Genomic DNA, 14,659 nt, shown 5'->3' on the forward strand with positions numbered 1-14,659 from the left:
CCGTCCGCATCAGGTCAGCCGGCTGCGCGCGGTCCCGGCTTGACCTGCTCACCGATCCGCGCCGCGAGCGCCGCCAGCTCATAGGCGACCTGGGACGGGTCACAGTCGGTGCGGGCCAGGGCCGCCAGCGAGGTTCCGTCGGGCACCTGCTGCACGACGAGGATCCCCTCGTTCATGGTGAGCATCTGGAACTGCACACCGCCGGTCTCCAGCAGGTCGGTGGCGCCGCGGGCCAGGCTGACCAGACCGGACACGATCGCGGCGAGCTGATCGCCCCGGTTCCGGTCCAGACCGGCGGTGCTGGCCAGCAGCAGCCCGTCGCCGGACACCGCGACGACGTGCGCCACGGCCGGCATCTGCCTGGCCAGACCGTCCAGCACGACCGACAGCTGGGGATTGCGGGGGGTGGCAGTGGTGACGCTCATCAGCGTTCTCCTGTCGAAAGGGGGGATATAGGAGGGGCAACAGACGCAGCCCGCAGACCGCGTAACGTGCCGGCGACCTGCGCCCGGATCGCCGCAGGATCGATCGGCGCGGAAGGCTCGGAGCCGGTGCGCTGCGTCGGCGACCCGCCTGGCACCACGTGCGCCTGCGGGCGACGTCGTGGCAGCCCGGACGCGGTACGCCCGTCAGTGGCCGGCTCGGCAGTGGACGCTGCGGCCTGCCATCCGTCGTCGGCCGCGGTACGGAACCCGCCGGGGCCCTCGTCGTTCTGCGGCCACAGCCACGGTGACCGGGCCGCCATCTCCCGGAACATCGGTGTGTCCGCCGGCCGGGCGCTGCCCGCGGGCAACGGGAGCGGCCGTCGCTCGCGGCGCACGAGCGGCAGCTCCATCGTCGCGTCCACCGGCGGTGACGGCACCACCGGGGACGGCTGGGTCGGGCCGGTCCAACCGGTGCCGGTCCGGGGCATCGACGGCGGCGGCGCCGGGGTGGGAGCCGGGCCGGCCGGCGGCCCGGGGGCCGGCTGGACGCGTCGCTGGATCTGGCTGGGCACGACGATCTCGCGCACGTGCACCCGGGTCACATACTCCGCTGGCACGGTCACCTCGGCTGTGATGCCGGTCGGCCGGGTCGGGGTCAGGCGCACCCGCACGCCGAACTCCGCGGCGAGGCGGGAGATCACGACCAGGCCCATCTGGTCGGTGACCGCGACATCCACCTCCGCGCTCGCCAGCAACGCGTTGGCGCGCTCCAACTGCGCGGAGGGCAGCCCCAGGCCGGCGTCCGCGACGAGGATCTGCACGTCACGCCCGGCCCACTCGGCGAACACCCGCACCTGGTCGGCGGAGAACCGGGTCGCGTTGTCCAGCAACTCCGCCAGGATCGACTTGACCGCGTCGACCGCGCGGGCGTCGATCTCAACCTCGACCAGCCGCCCCAGACTGATCCGGGCGAAGCCCTCGGTCTCCGACAACGCCGCGTTGATGAGGTCGCCGAGCTCCACCGGCTGCCGCTGCGTCTGGCCCGGGCCGCCGCCAGCCACGATCAGCAGGTTCGCGCCGTACCGCCGCAGCCGGGTCGCCTGCTGATCGGCGGCGAACACCCGCGCCAGCCGATCCGGGTCTTCCTCGTCGCGCTCAAGATCGTCGATGCTGCCCAGCAGTTGCTCCGTCAGCGCCTGTACCCGCCGCCCGACCGACGTGATCATCGCGCTCACCAGGGCGCGGCCCCGCGCCTGATCCACCGTCGCGTCCACCGCCGACCGCAGAACCCCATTGAAGGCATCCGCGACTCGGCCCACCTCATCCCGGCCGACCACCGGCACCGCCACGCCGCCAGCACCCTCGGCTAGCCGCTGCGCCTCCGCGGGATCCGACGTCGCCCGCAGCCGCCCGACCAGCGCCGGCAGCTCGACGTCGGCGACCCGCCGCGCGCCCTGCTCCAGCGTTGACAGCTGCCCGACCAGCGACCGCGCCACCCGCAACGCGGTGAACACGGCAACCACGAGCATCACCGTCAGTACACCGGCCTGGAGCACGGCAGAGCGGACCTGCTCCATCCACAGGTCATCGGCGGCATTCCCGATGTCGTCGTTCACGGCTGCCTGCACCTGGGCCAGCAGGTCCGCCCGGCTGGTCATCACCCGGCTCCACTGCTCGGCGCCACCCGCCAGCCGCACTGGCTCGTACACGCCCGTGCCCGACACCGCTCCGTCCAACCGCACGCCGGCCAGCACGTCCGGGCCGGTCAACGTCCGGCCCAGCAGCGCCCGCCACGACGGCCGCGCGAGACCATCAAACTCGCGTAGCGCCTCGTCCTGGCTCGATCGCGCGGCAACGACTTCGGCATGCAGCGCCGGAGTCAACCGGCGTGCCGCCACCGCCTGCAACACCGCCACCTGCTGCTGACCCACCGACTCGCGGGCCCGCGACAACGCCGCCGACGCCCGAATCTCATCCGCGAGTTCAGGTGTCACCCCGCTCTGCGCCACCGCAGGAAGCACGCTGTCGAGGTCCGCGATCACGATCCGGTAGCCGAACGCGACTGCCGACAGCGATACCAGCCCGTCGCCGCGCACCCGCTGCCGCTGAGCGGCCACATCCGCCAAGCTGGCGTCTGCTCTGACTAGCACCGCCCTCACGGACTCCGGGACGTCGTCAAGCCGGTCGCGCTGCTCGTGGAACCGCGATACCGCGCGATCCGTGTCCTGAACCGCACGCTCGAAGGCAGCTGGAGTGACTTTCGAGCCGGGCAGCAGCAGACCCACCGCAGCGTTCCGCTCGGCCTGAAGCCGCTGCGTCACCTCCGCGCCGGCCGTACTCGCGGCAAACATGTCACCGGCGCGCTGCGCAGCTCCAGCCTCCCGGACAGAAGCCCAGAGGCCGAACCCTGTCGAGAGCACCGCGGCCAATACGGTCGGCACGACAATCAGTGCCGCCTTGAGCCGAACAGGAAGGTCCGCCAACGGACGCGTCCTCGCGGCGATGCCTCGTCTCGCAGCGCTTTCCAAACCCGTCACCTCTGCCCTGATTCTGCTGGTATTCCAACGTGCTGCTGACCTTCACGAATCAGCCGGCCACTGCCAGAGTCCGGTTCGCAGGTGGCGCAACGAAGAGAACCACCGCACCGGCCACACCACCGTCGGGAAGTCCGATAAGTGACCATCCCGGCCAGCCAGCCGATAGCCAGACTGACCAGGACGGCAATCGCCGATAGCAACACAGCGGCACCGCCCGTCTGAGTGACCGTCAATACCGATCGGCAGTGGAACGCTCTAGCTGAACCATTAGTCATTCACCGAAATCATGCCGAGCAGAGGTCAGCGCTGGGAATACCCACTTCCGGTCCGACTTGGCATACCGACTTGCGGTCCGACCAGCACCTGGCCTGCGCAAACAGCGGCGGACCGCGCGCTAGCTCAGAGTCCACCAAGCGATAGCGGGGTTACAGTGAGCACACCCGACCGACTGCACCGTCGACCGGGGTTGCGTGGTCCCTGGAGGCTGCCGGTGAATCGCCCTAGTCCGTATGTCCGCCGACAATGGCTCGGACGTGAAGTCCGCCGACTGCGGGAGGAGCATGACATCACGAGCGAGTCGATCGCCCGTGCGCTGAGATTTTCGCGGCAGCAGATCAGCGCGCTGGAGAACGGGCATCTCGGCCCGGACATCGATCTTGTCAGCGGAATCTGTGACTACCTCGCGGTCGGTGTGAATCGGCGGGCCGCGATTATGGACGCCGCCGCCGATGGTTGGGCGCGTGGGTGGTGGGTGGCCGACGCACAACGGATGGGAAGCCGACAGGCCGTCTACGCGGATCTGGAAAGCGGCACCAAGACGCTAACCGAGTACGCCATTTCACTGATCCCCGGCCTACTTCAGACTCCCGCCTACGCCGCTGCGCGGCTTCGCAGCGAACCGGCCCGCCACGGCGACGGGTTCGATCCCGCTACCGCAGTCGCCGCCCGCGCTCGCCGTCAGAGCCTGGTGCTCGCTGCCGGCGGGCCGCGCTACGAAGCCGTCATCGACGAGAGCGCGATCCGGCGACGCGCCGCTGACCCCGTCGTCGTCGCGGAACAGCTTCGACACGTCATCGCCGTATGCACGAACCACCCATCCGTGGTCGTCCAGGTGCCGCCGTCCGACACGTCGATCACAGGTCACAGCGCGCCCCGGTCGGCGTACTCGCTCTACCGCTATCGCGATCCGCAGGGCTCACAGGCTGTCGCGGTCGACACCCTGACCCGCGACATCATTCACACCGATCCGGATGAACTGGACCCCTACGTGAGCCTGCACAGCCGACTCAAGGCCGCAGCGCTCGATCCCGCGTCAAGCATCCGTCTCCTCCGCGCCGCGGCAGAGAGTCTGGCACCCACCGAAGGAGCCTCGATATGACCACCCGGCCCAGCACCCAGTCCAGCTGGCGCAAGTCCAGTCACAGCGACGAGGGCAACTGCATCGAAGTCGCCGACACCCACGAACCGATCCTGGTACGCGACTCCAAGAACAGCGCCGGACCGGTACTGCGATTCGCCCCCGAGCAATGGCACACCTTCACACAGGCCGTACGTGATCACGGCTTCTCTACTCCGACGGCAAGCAAGCAGTAGCAGAGCACCTCGCGACACTGCATCTCGGGCGGCCGAGGCCGGGCCTTCCGGTCTCGCGACGCCACTCAAGGCCGCCTTGACTCTGCGTGATCCTGACGCCACGATGGCAGCAGCCAGCCGCGCGATGTCTACGGCCTCGACTGAGGGACGCCCGGTGAGTTCGCACGTCTACTTGAGTCCGGTTGGGTCCACGGGAGGGTGTCGGTGCCTCGTCATCCGGACACGCAGATCACGCCGAACGCACAGCTCGCCGACAAACGCGCGGGCTTGCCGTCACCGCGGCGCCCCGGACAGCGCATGTCCCGGACCGAGCTGGCCGACGCCGTGAACACCGCCCTGGATCAGCTCTACCCAGACCGCGACCTCACCGCCCAATGTGTCGACCACCGGTGGATCGGCAAGCTGGAACGCGGAGAACACCGATGGCCCAGCGAAGAACGGCGTGCCGCGCTACGACTCGTCCTCGGCGCCGCACGTGACACCGATCTCGGCCTCTACAGCCCACGGCGCACCAGTGCACCGGCTTCTGCCGACCACGCCCGCGAGGTCCCGAACACCCCTTCACTCACCGATGAGACTGCCGAGCCGCTAGCGCAGCCGCAGGGCGTAACGTCCGATGATGTGAGGCGAAGGACCGTGGTGGCGTTAGGTGTGATGGCCGCTCTCGCAGGCGCCGAACAGCGCCTACCAGACTTCACCAACGGCAGGGCACGCAAGATCGGTGTCGGCGACGTGGTGCCGTTGGAACACAGTGTGAGACATCTGTACAGCCTCGACTATCAGATCGGCGGCGGCAGCCTGTGGCAGGCCGCCGCCGCCAAAGTTCGCGACGGCTACTCGATGCTGGAACAAGGCTCCTACTCCCCTCCAACCGAGAGCCGGCTCCTCAGGGCCACCGCCCGACTGGAGATGTGCACCGGATGGCTCGCCCTCGACGCGGGCGAGCATGTCGTCGCACGCACACGCTTCACCGAAGCGCTGATCCTGGCGCGACAGGCGCAGGATCCAGAGGTCGAAACGGCAGCCCTTACCTACCTGGCAGGTCAGGCCAACTCACTCAACCGACCGCGAGAGGCCCTCCGCTTCGCCTCATCCGCCGCGCAGGTACCAACGATCAATCAGCACCCGCGCTTGGCCGCCATCCCCTGGCTGCGTCTCGCCGTCGCGTCATCGCTGACAGGCGATGCGCGCGCCTCCGAAACTGCCATCACGAACGCACGGAGGATCGTCGACCGCGACAGCGAGAAACCAGCCGCAGAATGGTGCTCCTTCCTGGGCCACACCGAGATCGATGGACTCCACGGCACATGCGAACTGACACTCGGCCGACCGGCCCGCGCGGAGAAGTTACTCGACAAAGCTGTCAGCGGCTACAGCGACGGTTACGCCCGAAACCGGGCGTTGTACCGCGTTCGGCTCGCCCATGCACGCCTCCTGCAGGGTGAACCGGTGGGTGCGGCCTACGCAGCGAAAGCCGCACTGGACGACATGGTTGGGGAAGTGGAAAGCTGGCGAGTCTCCACAGAAATGGCTAAGGTGTCACACCTTTTCGCAGCCCACCACGGCGTTGCCGGGGTTGACTCCTTTCTCGACCGATACCGAAAGACGTGACCATGGAGATAGACGAGCAGATCCATACCGTGCGAATCCGAAGGCTGAAACAAGATTCCTTCCACGAATACCGGGATGAGCTGATCGAGGTTTATGAAGAGGTATACGCGGAACAGCTGGATGATCCGTTCTTCTCGCCAGAGAGGTACTGGAGCCGGCTCAGGGCCTACGCGGCAAGGGACGGGTTTCGGGCTGTTGTCGGCGAGGTCGACGGAACGCTGATCGGATATGCCCTGGGATACAGGTTGCCCGCGGAGACGCGGTGGTGGCAAGGGCTGCGATCCGACGTGGACGTCAAGGCACTCGTTGAAACCGGCACCAGGACGTTTGCCCTCAACGAAATCATGGTGCGTAAGAGATGGCGGCGTCGTGGGATCGCACGACAGCTGCATGATTCCCTCATTGAGGAGGCTAGCGAGGAGAGAGCAACGCTACTCGTACTGCCCGACAATGTTGCCGCCCAGGCGGCATACCGCAGTTGGGGGTGGCAAAGGATCGGCGAACTTCAGCCCTTCGACGACGCCCCCGTATACGATTCGATGATTCTCGACTTCACTGAGTCGCGACCTGCGGCGGACTGATTGTGGCCGCGCCATCGACGTCTGAAAAGAATGCTGCTACTGTCTGCCATGGTGTTGATGGAACCCGCCGGAATCCACGCCGCGCTACCGATTGCCCCGGGGTACATCGCGCTGCCCGGGCTTGCTATGAACGAGAGGCGCCCGATCGCCATGACCTGGATTCCCGGTGGCGACATCTGGCACGGCGGTGTCACATCCTGGGCTGGCGATCGAGCGAAGGTCCCAGCAGCGCATGCGTAGCCACAATCTGACCCCAGGACGAATGATCAGTGTGGTTTTCGACCACAGTGACGACTTCTTCACCGCCCTCGCCGAAGCCTGCCGCGCCCACGACATCAAGCAGGGCTACATCCCGATGTTCATCGCCGGCTTGTCCACCGCCAAGATCGTCGGCACCTGTCAACGCCTCGACAATCCCAACGCCCCCGTCTGGACCCACGTCGACCTCACCAACGTCGAAGCACTCGGTGGCGGAACCATCGCCTGGGACGACACTAACCAGAAGATTCTCCCCCACATCCACATCACCGCCGGACTCAAGGAATACAGCGCTACCGCTCACACCAGCCATCTACTGGATGCCACCGTTCAATTCCTTACCGAAATGCTCATTATCGAGGTGGTCTCACCCGCCAGGCGTCGACTACCCAACAGCACCCTCTACGACGTGCCACAACTGCATCTCGACTAGCGCTCCCGGACCGGGCTTCGGATGGAGGCAGAGGCACAGGATGGCCCGCAACCTGGACACCATCATCACGCCCAACACGCTGCTCACGGAGGCCGGCGAGGGGCTTCCATCACATCGGCGGCCCGAGCAGCCGGGCTCAGGCGGAAGGCGGCCTCTGTCGGCGGAGGCGAACACGCACGCCCGGACTTCCGGGGGAGATATCGGCCAACTCGAAGCCCGCGTGCGCGAGGTCTGCGGTGACTGCCGCGAGACCGCATCCCGGTGGTGCCTTTTCGACAGCAACCACGAGCTCGTCAACGCAGTTGAGGTTGTCTCGTAGTACACCGGCATGACGTCCGCCAGTGACGATGGCCGTGCGCGAGCCGGTGGCGTAGCAGGCCGACAGCCACCGTTGGAGATCGTCGCTCGGCTCCCCTGGCAGGGTGAAGTGTTGAGGGGTGTGTCCGCCCGGGGTGCCTTCTTCGATCGTCTTCTCGCCCAGAACGAGATCCGTCCCGCTGCGCAACTCCGCGGTTAGTTGCTCACAGCTGATTTGGCTGTCCTGGCCCTCGAGAGCGTAGGCCCAGGTCAGGTAGGGGCGGCGTCGGCGGATGGCGGTGAGCCAGGGACCGAGGACGGTAAGTGTCTCGTCGGGGAGCACGTTGGTTTCGACGTCGATGCCGTGGGCGGTGAGTACCGCGGCGCCGCCCTCGCCTCGGGAAGTCGGGTCGATGAGGCTGATGACGACTCGCGCGATGCCGGCGTCGATGAGTTCCTGACGGCAGGCTGGAGTGACGCCGACGTGGTTGCAGGGTTCGAGCGTGACGACAGCGGTGCCGCCTAGCGCGGCGGGGCCTGCTGCGCTTAGCGCGTTGACCTCGGCGTGTGCCTCTCCTTTGCGTCGGTGGTAGCCCGCGCCGACGGTCGCGCCGTGGCGGTCGAGGATGACGCAGCCGACGGGCGGGTTGGGGCTTGTGGTTCCCAGACCGAGCGACGACAGAATGATCGCTTGGCGCATCGCCGCGAGTTCGACGTTGGATGCCATCAGGTGACCTCCTGGAGATCATTGAGGAAGGCGTGGACCTCTGGCAGCTGCTGGTGCCCGCTGACTGTGGCGCCGAGTTGCGCGAGCTGATGCAAGACCCGTCGTGATCCTGCCCGGCGCGCGATGGGCAGCGCTTGGTGTGCCGCTGCCGCTGCCTGATCCGGTTGGTGTGCTGCGGCATGAGCCATCGCCTTGATCAGCAAGGCTGATGCGAAGTCCTGGCGGTGCCGGCGCGGAATCGCCGGAAGGGCTCGGTCGAGTACCTCGATCGCATCCTGGGGCTTGTGTGCCAGCCGAAGGCATGCCCCGCGGTGTACTTCGATATATCCGCTGGTGCAGTAGGAGCCGTGCTCGCCTTCCGGCTTTCCCGGGTAACGGTCCGCTGCCCAGCGGTGCGCGGCGTCCAGCAGACGCATGGCCGATTGGTGCTCGCCCGTCGCAGCGAGGGCGTGCGCGTGCTGCACGCGCAGCGCTGCACGCATTGGACGAGGGAGCTTCGGGTCGTGCAGCAGCGCGGCCTCTGCCTGCTCAACGGCTCGGGCGGCGCACCCCGATGACAACCATTGTTGACTGCTGCGGTACGTGGCCCAAGCGGTCATCGTCGAGTCCGCGATCTCGTCCGCCCAGGCGAGTGCCTGTCGTGTTCGGCGGTGGCCGGCGGCGTGGTCGTTGAGAGATTGGTGGAGCCATGCCGCGGATTCGGCGTACTGAGCGGCGAGGCGGATGACGGCGGGCCGAAGTGCTTCGGGCACCCTGGACAGGGTGTCCTCGATCGTGGCCAGTTGCCTCTTGACACCCATCAGTGTGTACTCGGGACCGAACATCTTGTCGTTCTGTACCAACAGATGCCACTGCTCGCGCAGGAGGTAGATGGCCTCGTCCCAACTACCCGGCTGAGGCTCGACCACCGGCCCTTGAGCTTCTACGCCGTCGCTGCGTCGAGGGCTGTAGAGATCGAGGTCTGCATCGGTGAGAGCACCGAGCACCTGGCGCAGAGCTTTCCGCCGCGCTTCGCTGGGCCAACGATGCTCGCCGCGTTCGAGCTTGCCGATCCAGCGGGAGTCGACGTATTGGGCGGTGACGTCGCGGCTGGGGTATATCCGATCGAGCGCCGCGTTGACCGCATCGGCCAATTCGCTACGGGACATGCGCTGGCCGGGCCGCACAGGTGAGGACAGCCGATGCCGGGCTTCGCTGAGCACGGTGTTCGGACTGATCATGGTGTCCGGATGACGAGGCACGACTTCCCCTTACCCAGCCTGCTGAGCCCTGCCGACTATGCCACCGGTTGTCTCGATCATCCAGCCTTCACACTGTCGCGCCGCGAGGGGGCGCGAAGTCGGACCGCAAGTCGGTATTCCCGCACTGTTAACCATGAGTGATCGTGTCATGTGTAGCTGGTAAGGCTTGGGGCGGCAGCCAGCCGCTTCGGAGCCGTCGTGGAGGTCACGGAAGACAAGTGTCGCTGCTCGGCCGGCAGCGGCAGCTCCCGCTACCCGATCCCGGCTGCGGAGGAAGCGCGAAGTAGCCGACGGGCTGGTGGCCGCGAGGTCTGCCTGCCCATCCACCCCGAAGTCTCGTTGGAGGGACCAGTCATGGAGAACCTGCTCGCCGTCAGCGGTGACCCGTTCCAGCTCGACGTGGAGATCGTCACGGAGGGCCCGGTCGCTGCCGCGTTGCTGGCCGACACGGACGACGGCTGCGACACCGTGAAGGGCAGCGACTGCTAGTTCGACGTACCGGCCGGTTCCGGTGGGTGGTCCCAGCCGCCCGCTGGAGCCGGCACCACGAGGCAGGTCCGCGGCAAGAAGACTCGACGACTGGAGGGCGGCATGTTTCGTATAGTTGATGCCGCCACCATTCGCATCGCGGCTCGCGTCTCGCCGGATCGTGAAGTGCCCTGGCCGCAACGGCATGATCCTGCCGGTGTCGAATCTTGGCTTCGAGCGACCTGGCGTCAGATAGGCGTCGCGGAAGCGGTCTGGGTAGCAAGTCCCGACTTCGCCGACCGTGTCGAGGCGACTCTCGCTGGCGCGAGGTTCGACGCCCGCCAGGCGTGGCGGACGGCGTTGGCATTGGCGCGGTACCTGGTCCGCGCACGCGGTCGAGCTACGCCGTTCGGGTTGTTCTCGGGAGTCGCGCCACTACGCCTCGACGCGGTAGCCGCAGTGACGCCGTCGGAGCAGTCAGCGATTTGTGTGCGGCCGGACGCAGAATGGCTTGCGTCGTTAATCGCGCGCCTTGAGACCGACCCGAACGTGCGCAACGGGCTGTTCGTCCAGGCCAACAACCTGGCGCGGGTGTCGGGGCTTCGGATCATCGTGCAGTGTCGGCCCCACGCCTCCGCGCCCGTCGACGGGGTTTCTTCGGTAAGGCGTACCGAGGCGGTGCGGCTGGCGATGTCTCTGAGTGCCGAGCCGGTGCGGTGGACCGAGCTCGTCGAGAAGATCGCTGTCGGCTATCGGGAGTTCCCGCGTGCGTCGGTCGAGGCTTTGGTCGCCGGCCTGGTCGAGCAGGGTGTATTGATCTCGGCCCTTAAGCCGCCGTCTACCTGCACCGACCCGATCAAGCATCTCCTGGACCAGCTGGACGCAGCCCCCCACATCGGATACGTCGGGCAGACGGTTGAGCAGCTTCAGGCGCTGCAGCGTCGCCTCGGTGCCACCGCAGGCCAGGCGATAGATCTTCGTGGGCTGGCCGCTCGGATGCGGGAGATGGCGGTAGGTACTCAGCCGTTGGCGGTGGATCTTCGGCTCGCGGATGAAGTCGTCGTGCCGCATCAGGTCACCGCGGAGGTCGTCGCATCGGTGGAGGTTCTGCGGCGGCTGACGCCACATCCAGAAGGGCGGCCGGAGTGGCGTGGATACCATGCTCGGTTTGTCGATCGGTACGGGATGGCGGCGGTGGTGCCGCTTGCCGAGGTGGTCGATCCGGTGGCCGGTCTGGGCTACCCGGAGCACTTCGACGGTGCCGACCGGGCGACGCCGTTGTCCGGCCGGGATGAGCGCTTGTTGGTGTTGGCGCAGCAGGCGGTGCTCGACGGCATCCGTGAGGTGGTCCTCGATGATGCGGCCGTGCGGGCGCTCGCTGGCCCAGATCACGACGAGGACAGTGTCAGTCCGCATGTCGACGTGTCGGCGGAGGTGCGTGCGGTGTCGTTGCGCGCACTGGAGGAAGGCCAATTCCTGGTCGTGGTGACGGGTATGGGCCGGTCGGCGATGGCGACGAGCGGACGCTTCCTCGACGTGCTGCCATATGCCGAGCGGGAGTTGATGCGCGGGAAGTTCGCGCGCCTTCCGGTCGCCGTGGAGGGGGCCATGCCGGCACAGGTGAGCTTCCCCCCGAGGAGGCTGCACGCCCAGAATGTACTCCGGTCCCCGCAGATTCTTCCGTGGCTGGTGAGCATGGCCGAGCACCGCCCGGTTGCCGGGGATGTAATTGGCCTCGATGACCTCGGCGTGGCGGCTGGTGCCGACAGGTTGGTCCTGGTGTCGATGTCACGGCGGCGGGTGGTCGAGCCGACTGTGGCGCACGCTGGCGCCGTGCACACCATGCCGCTGCTCGCCCGGTTCCTTGTCGAGCTGCCGCGGGCTTTGGACGCCCGGCTCAAGCCGTTCGATTGGGGCGCGGCGTCCTGTCTGCCGTTTCGGCCCGCCGTGCGGTACGGCCGGGTTGTCCTGTCTGCGGCGCGGTGGCGGATCGACCCGGCGCGGCTGCCCGGCGCCGACGCGAGCGACGGGGAATGGTCGGCGGCGTGGGCGGCGCTGCGGGAGAGGCTGCGGCTGCCGAGGTGGGTGCAGGTCGGCAGCGGCGACCAGCGGCTGCGGCTCGACCTCGATCAGGCCATGGACCGGTCGCTGTTGCGCGCCCACCTGGACGCCACCAGCGACGGGGCGGTCACCATCGTTGAGGCGGCGGGGCTGGAGGACTTCGGGTGGCTGTCCGGCCGCGCGCACGAGATCGTCGTACCGGTCGCCTCCACCGCGGCTCCGGCTGCGGTGCCGGCCGCGGTCGCGGCCCGGGGCTCGTGGCCGCCTCCGGTGCCCGCGGGCCCGGTTCTGCCCGGGTCGAGCGGCTTGTTGTCCGGATCTCTCGCTGTTGAGCCGTCGATGGTGGAGTTGGTGTTGTGGCGAGGGCTGCCGGCGCTGTTCGCCGACTGGCCTGAGTCTCCGATGTGGTGGTTTGTCCGGCTGCGCCGTCCGTACTCGCACGTGCGGCTTCGGCTGCACACCGACGACTACGGCGACGCGGCGGTCAGAGTCGGCCGGTGGGCTGCGGCGCTGCGGCGGCAGGGACTCGCGGGTGATCTGCGCCTCGACAGCTACCGACCCGAGACCGGCCGGTACGGCGACGGCCGGGCCATGTCCGCCGCCGAGGAGTTGTTCGCTGCGGACTCCCGCGCCGCCGTGGCCCAGGTAGCGGCGAAGGACGACTCTCCGCTCGACCGGCGGGCGCTGACCGCCGCGAGCATGCTCGACCTGGCCGCCGCGATGCTCGGCAGCCGCGACGACGGGTGCGAGTGGCTTGTCGCCCGGCCGGCACACCCCGGCCGAGCACCGATCGACCGAGGCGTCCTGCGGCAGGCGGTCACCGTCGATCCGACGTCCGTGCCGGAGCTGGTTCAGCGCGCATGGCAGGAACGATCGCGGGCCGCCTCCCGGTACGCCGCTGCGCTGTCCGCCTCCGGCAGCCCGCTGACTCCCGCGCAGGTGCTCACGTCGCTGGTGCATCTGCACTTCGTTCGCGCGCATGGTCCGGACGATGCTGCCGAGCAGGTCACGTATCGGCTTGCCCGCCACATCGCGCTGGCGGCGGTCCGCCGCCGTGCTCGCACCGCAGGAGCTGGCCGATGACTGTCACACTGCTCGCCACGCCGCTGCTCCGAGCGGCCGAGACGATGGCCTCCTGCATCACCGACACCCTGCTCCAGCCGCCCGCGCAGCCCACCGGTGTCGACTACGGGCCGCGGAGCACGCGTTGGTACGGCCAATCGCTGTCCAAAGGGGCCGCCGGCGTGGCGATCCTGCACGGGGTGCGCGCTCAGACGGAGCACGGGGGGTGGGAGCCGGTCCGCGCCTGGCTGCGCCGCGCGAGCGCGGAAACGCTGAACAACGGCACCGGAGCGGGCCTGTGGTTCGGCGCACCTGCTGTCACCCACGCATTGACCACGGCCATGCCGCACGCCCAACCGGCTGACCTGGACGCCCTGGATCACGCCGTCGCGGACCTGGCCGAGCGTCGGTTGGCCGCTGCCGAGGCACGCCTCGCGGCCGGCGCCCGGCCTGCGCTGTCGGAGTTCGACCTCGTCCGCGGGCTGACCGGCCTGGGCGCCCACCTGGTACGCCGTTTCCCGGACGGTGACCTGCTGCGCCGAGTGCTGGCGTACCTGGTGCGGCTCACCGAGCCGGTCGACGCCGACGACGCCGCCGGCCGGCTCGCGCCCGGTTGGTGGAGCGCGGACCCACCCGACGACGGAACGGAGCGGGGCGGACAGGCCAACGTCGGCATGGCGCACGGCATCACCGGCCCTCTGGCCCTGCTGGCGCTGGCCCTGCGTCAGGACATTCGGGTGCCGGGACAGACCGAGGCGATCGGCCGGATCTGCTCGTGGCTGGACAGGTGGCAGCAGACGAGCCCGGCCGGCCCGTGGTGGCCGGAGAAGATCACCATGGCGGAGTTGCAGGCCGGGCAGCTCGCCGTGAGCGAACCGGCGCGGCCGTCCTGGTGCTACGGCACTCCGGGGATCGCCCGCGCCGGGCAGCTCGCCGGGATCGCCCTCGGCGACCCCGGCCGGCAGAAGGCGGCAGAAGACGCGCTGTTCCGCTGCCTGACCGATCCCGTCCAGCTCGGCCGGATCATCGATCCATCGTTGTGTCATGGCTGGGCGGGGGTTGCCGCCACGCTCTGGTACGCCGCCGCTGACGCCCGCGATACCCGCCTGCCCGCCACCGTGCCCTACCTGATGCGCCTGCTGGTCCAGCACGCCACCAACGCGACTCCCGCGCCATCCGGTTTGATCTCTGGCCCGGCCGGCATCGCCCTCGCCCTGCACACCTTCGCGACCGGCACCGATATCCATTGGTCCACGAGCCTGCTGATCACCTAGGTCGTGTTTCGTAGGGCGCGGAGCCATTGGTTGATGGCGGCGATGGTGAGGGTGGCTTCATAGCGCACGGCGAGTTTGTCGTAGCGGGTGG

The 14,659-nt window shown here is 68.3% G+C and carries 12 protein-coding genes; 8 read left to right on the forward strand and 4 right to left on the reverse strand.

Annotation, left to right across the window (positions count from 1 at the left end):
- Positions 1–14: 14 nt before the first annotated feature.
- Together FB454_RS32395 and FB454_RS32400 are read right to left on the reverse strand one after the other, a co-directional pair.
- A complete protein-coding gene (locus FB454_RS32395) occupies positions 15–425 on the reverse strand; it encodes a roadblock/LC7 domain-containing protein (RefSeq protein WP_013287240.1) in 411 nt (136 codons plus the stop codon).
- A complete protein-coding gene (locus tag FB454_RS32400; RefSeq protein WP_396854297.1) occupies positions 425–2,953 on the reverse strand; it encodes a sensor histidine kinase in 2,529 nt (842 codons plus the stop codon). The genes FB454_RS32395 and FB454_RS32400 overlap by 1 nt, the downstream gene beginning before the upstream one ends.
- Before the next feature lie 499 nt (positions 2,954–3,452).
- Between FB454_RS32400 and FB454_RS32405 the strand changes: the two genes are divergently transcribed.
- The 5 genes from FB454_RS32405 to FB454_RS32425 all read left to right on the forward strand — a co-directional run bounded on the left by FB454_RS32405 (position 3,453) and on the right by FB454_RS32425 (position 7,438).
- A complete protein-coding gene (locus tag FB454_RS32405; protein WP_013287242.1) occupies positions 3,453–4,340 on the forward strand; it encodes a helix-turn-helix domain-containing protein in 888 nt (295 codons plus the stop codon).
- The gene (locus tag FB454_RS32410) at positions 4,337–4,555 is read left to right on the forward strand and encodes a DUF397 domain-containing protein (protein WP_013287243.1); all 219 of its coding nucleotides are present in this window, start codon (positions 4,337–4,339) and stop codon (positions 4,553–4,555) included. The genes FB454_RS32405 and FB454_RS32410 overlap by 4 nt, the downstream gene beginning before the upstream one ends.
- 204 nt (positions 4,556–4,759) lie before the next feature.
- Positions 4,760–6,166, forward strand: coding sequence for an NsdA family TPR-like regulatory protein (locus FB454_RS32415; protein WP_145824152.1), 1,407 nt, complete (start codon positions 4,760–4,762; stop codon positions 6,164–6,166).
- Positions 6,167–6,168: 2 nt separating this feature from the next.
- Entirely contained in the window at positions 6,169–6,747 is a 579-nt protein-coding gene (locus tag FB454_RS32420; RefSeq protein ID WP_145824159.1) for a GNAT family N-acetyltransferase, read from the forward strand.
- A 232-nt stretch (positions 6,748–6,979) separates the two neighbouring features.
- On the forward strand, positions 6,980–7,438 hold the full coding sequence (locus FB454_RS32425) for a PPC domain-containing DNA-binding protein (RefSeq protein ID WP_013287247.1): 459 nt from the start codon (positions 6,980–6,982) through the stop codon (positions 7,436–7,438).
- A gap of 136 nt (positions 7,439–7,574) precedes the next feature.
- Here the strand turns inward: FB454_RS32425 and ribD are convergent, their stop codons facing one another.
- On the reverse strand, positions 7,575–8,462 hold the full coding sequence (gene ribD, locus FB454_RS32430) for a bifunctional diaminohydroxyphosphoribosylaminopyrimidine deaminase/5-amino-6-(5-phosphoribosylamino)uracil reductase RibD (RefSeq protein WP_145824153.1): 888 nt from the start codon (positions 8,460–8,462) through the stop codon (positions 7,575–7,577).
- Entirely contained in the window at positions 8,462–9,682 is a 1,221-nt protein-coding gene (locus FB454_RS32435) for an NsdA family TPR-like regulatory protein (RefSeq protein WP_145824154.1), read from the reverse strand. Before FB454_RS32435 ends, ribD begins: the two co-directional genes overlap by 1 nt.
- Positions 9,683–10,057: 375 nt before the next feature.
- Between FB454_RS32435 and FB454_RS32440 the strand changes: the two genes are divergently transcribed.
- From FB454_RS32440 to FB454_RS32450, 3 genes are all read left to right on the forward strand, one after another.
- A complete protein-coding gene (locus tag FB454_RS32440; protein ID WP_013287250.1) occupies positions 10,058–10,192 on the forward strand; it encodes an FxLD family lanthipeptide in 135 nt (44 codons plus the stop codon).
- A gap of 102 nt (positions 10,193–10,294) precedes the next feature.
- Positions 10,295–13,315, forward strand: coding sequence for a lantibiotic dehydratase (locus FB454_RS32445; protein ID WP_013287251.1), 3,021 nt, complete (start codon positions 10,295–10,297; stop codon positions 13,313–13,315).
- Positions 13,312–14,568: a lanthionine synthetase C family protein gene (locus FB454_RS32450; protein WP_013287252.1), complete on the forward strand. Its 1,257-nt coding sequence runs from the start codon at positions 13,312–13,314 to the stop codon at positions 14,566–14,568. Before FB454_RS32445 ends, FB454_RS32450 begins: the two co-directional genes overlap by 4 nt.
- Positions 14,569–14,659: the final 91 nt, after the last annotated feature.

Source organism: Micromonospora sp. CNZ297, assembly GCF_007827625.1.

Bases quoted from the DNA above. Each gene is read 5' to 3' on its own strand.
- FB454_RS32395 (WP_013287240.1), bottom strand. From the start codon at position 425: ATGAGCGTCACCACTGCCACCCCCCGCAATCCCCAGCTGTCGGTCGTG.
- FB454_RS32410 (WP_013287243.1), top strand. From the start codon at position 4,337: ATGACCACCCGGCCCAGCACCCAGTCCAGCTGGCGCAAGTCCAGTCAC.
- FB454_RS32420 (WP_145824159.1), top strand. From the start codon at position 6,169: ATGGAGATAGACGAGCAGATCCATACCGTGCGAATCCGAAGGCTGAAA.
- FB454_RS32425 (WP_013287247.1), top strand. From the start codon at position 6,980: ATGCGTAGCCACAATCTGACCCCAGGACGAATGATCAGTGTGGTTTTC.
- ribD (WP_145824153.1), bottom strand. From the start codon at position 8,462: ATGGCATCCAACGTCGAACTCGCGGCGATGCGCCAAGCGATCATTCTG.
- FB454_RS32435 (WP_145824154.1), bottom strand. From the start codon at position 9,682: ATGATCAGTCCGAACACCGTGCTCAGCGAAGCCCGGCATCGGCTGTCC.
- FB454_RS32440 (WP_013287250.1), top strand. From the start codon at position 10,058: ATGGAGAACCTGCTCGCCGTCAGCGGTGACCCGTTCCAGCTCGACGTG.
- FB454_RS32445 (WP_013287251.1), top strand. From the start codon at position 10,295: ATGTTTCGTATAGTTGATGCCGCCACCATTCGCATCGCGGCTCGCGTC.
- FB454_RS32450 (WP_013287252.1), top strand. From the start codon at position 13,312: ATGACTGTCACACTGCTCGCCACGCCGCTGCTCCGAGCGGCCGAGACG.